This window comes from Brevundimonas sp. CURTG3B2_SDJG (genome assembly GCF_057364705.1).
Genome location: NZ_JBNFOJ010000396.1, coordinates 1 through 2,149, shown reverse-complemented (window position 1 = coordinate 2,149; position 2,149 = coordinate 1). Strand labels below are relative to the sequence as shown.

At 70.3% G+C, this 2,149-nt stretch carries 4 protein-coding genes and 1 pseudogene; 1 reads left to right on the top strand and 4 read right to left on the bottom strand.

Features of this window, described 5'->3' with window-relative positions; translation table 11 throughout:
* Positions 1 to 207 (bottom strand): annotated as a pseudogene (locus AC2W7C_RS17065) (hypothetical protein); the annotation flags it as partial.
* A 37-nt stretch (positions 208 to 244) separates the two neighbouring features.
* Positions 245 to 697 (bottom strand): type II 3-dehydroquinate dehydratase, encoded by a 453-nt coding sequence (locus AC2W7C_RS17060; protein WP_486002442.1) that lies wholly within the window; start codon positions 695 to 697, stop codon positions 245 to 247.
* A gap of 99 nt (positions 698 to 796) precedes the next feature.
* Between AC2W7C_RS17060 and thiS the strand changes: the two genes are divergently transcribed.
* The gene (thiS, locus tag AC2W7C_RS17055; RefSeq protein ID WP_486002441.1) at positions 797 to 994 is read left to right on the top strand and encodes a sulfur carrier protein ThiS; all 198 of its coding nucleotides are present in this window, start codon (positions 797 to 799) and stop codon (positions 992 to 994) included.
* Here thiS and AC2W7C_RS17050 read toward each other — a convergent pair whose 3' ends face one another.
* Positions 995 to 1,147 carry a hypothetical protein gene (locus AC2W7C_RS17050; RefSeq protein ID WP_486002440.1) on the bottom strand — a complete coding sequence of 51 codons (153 nt, stop codon included), beginning with the start codon at positions 1,145 to 1,147 and terminating at the stop codon, positions 995 to 997.
* Between the two features lie 41 nt (positions 1,148 to 1,188).
* Positions 1,189 to 2,149 (bottom strand): vWA domain-containing protein (locus AC2W7C_RS17045; RefSeq protein WP_486002439.1); only part of this gene is annotated, 961 nt, incomplete at its 5' end.

The window sequence follows — 2,149 nt, the reverse complement described above, 5'->3', positions numbered from 1 at the left end:
CCGGAGCCGCGACCGCGGGGGCCGCGGCGTACTGGACGACCGGCGCGGCGGCGATCTCGCGCGCCACCCGGATGCGAAGCTCGCCCCGCTCGACTCGATCTCGGTCAGCTCGGTGTCATTGAGGATATCCGCCAGCTGGCGGACCAGCGCGGCGTCGATTTCGGCCTCGTTCTTGAGCTTGGGGGCGGGAGTCTTCGGATCGGGCATTGGGAGCCTCTGCAAGTCTTTCGGTTTCCGAACGGCCTTACGCGACGGCGCGTTCCGGGGCCAGTTCGACGGCGGCCTGGACGGCCAGTTCATAGCTTCGGGCGCCGTGGCCCGAGATGGTCTTCGCCGCCGCAAGGGCGACGTAGGAGTGGTGGCGGAACGGCTCGCGCGAACCCGGGTCGCTCAGATGACACTCGATCACGGGGATCGACAGGGTCTTGAGCGCGTCCAGGAGGGCGATCGAGGTATGGGTGAAGGCCGCCGGATTGATGATCAGGGCGCGGGCCTCGGTCCGGGCCTCCTGGACCCAGTCGATCAGCACGCCCTCGTGGTTGGTCTGGCGGAACACGACCGTCCAGCCAGGCGCCGCGCGCTCGCACACGGCCTGGATGTCGGACAGGGTCTCGCGTCCATAGATTTCGGGCTCGCGCACCCCAAGCAGGTTGAGGTTCGGGCCGTTCAGGACGTAGAGGACAGGGCTGTCGGGCATTCGCTCGCAGAGGTGGCGTTCCGACCGGAATCGGATCGGCCTTTTAGCTGAGACGCGGCGCTTATCAAACCGCGTGGCAACAGAGAGTGACGTCGGGTCATGCGTATCCAGATCAACGGCGAGCCCCGCGAGGTCCAGGCGGCCACCATCCTGGCCCTGGTCGAGGAACTGGGGCTGGACGTGCGCAAGGTCGCGGTCGAGCGGAACTTGGAGATCGTGCCCCGATCGCTGCACGACCGGACGAGGCTCGCCGAGGATGACCGGATCGAGGTCGTCCAGTTCGTCGGCGGCGGCTGATCAGAGCGGCTTGGGCGCGCAGACGCCGTCGTCGTAGGGGCCCACGCGGCGGATGATTTCGTTGGTCGTCGGCTCGATCCGGCGACCCGAGATCTGGGCGTCCAGCACCCGGCGCAGCAGGCTGTCCAGCCGGGTGACGACGTAGCATTTCACGTCCGGCGTCGCGTGCGGGTTCCCGACGCCGCTGTCGTCGGTCAGGAACAGATAGCGGCTCTGCGTGCGCGCGCGCGCGCGATGACGAACTCGGCCTTGTCGCCGACGCCCGAGGCGGCGACCGGGGTGATCTGGATGCGGCGGGCGCGAGCCTCCTGCACCTGCTCCCAGGTCGCCGGAATGCGGTCGTCGTGCGGCGGAGCGTCGGCGACCAGGACGAGCGAGCGAACGGCGTCGTCGCGCCACGGATAGTCCATCGCCCGGTCCAGGGCCTGGTCCATGGCTTCCGGATAGTCGCCGCCGCCGTCGGCGCGCTGCTGGCGCAGATCGGCCAGCAGGTCGTCGACCTTGCCCGTGAAAGGGAAGTCGCGGACGACGTACTGATCGCCCTCGTCGCGGTAGACGATCAGGCCGATGCGCGTGTCGACGCCCGGATGGCGCTCGGCCAGCGAGGCCATGATCGAGGCCAGCTCGCGCTTCAGATACTCCATCTCGTCGCCCATGCTGCCGGTGGCGTCGACGACGAACAGCAGGTCGAAGGCGCGAACCTGCGCGATGCGGGCCGAGGTGCGGATGTCCAGCCGGCGGTCGGGCCCGATCGTCAGGGTGCGGGTCTGGCCGGCGACCGAGACGTCCGCGGTGCGGCTCAGGCGATCCAGGGCGGGGAACAGGACCACGGTCCCGTCCGCCAGGGTGCGCAGGCGCAGGGGACCGCCCGAGGGGCGCGAGACGCTGACCTCGACGAAGGGGGCGGGCCGGCCCTCGGCGTCGCTGACCGCAATGGTCACCGCGTGGCGGGTGTCGACCCAGGGCAGGTCGCGGCTGTCGGGTCTCTGCAGGAAGCGGCTGGCGTAGTCGGCGTACCAGGCCGGATTCAGCAGGTCGTCGTAGTCTCCGGCGGTCAGGACGCCCGTCTGCTGGGGCGTCGGGCGGGAGCGCTCGACGAAGGCCGGGGGCGTGGTCGGCGCGGGAACGGCCTCGCCCGGTCGCGGCGGGGGAGGC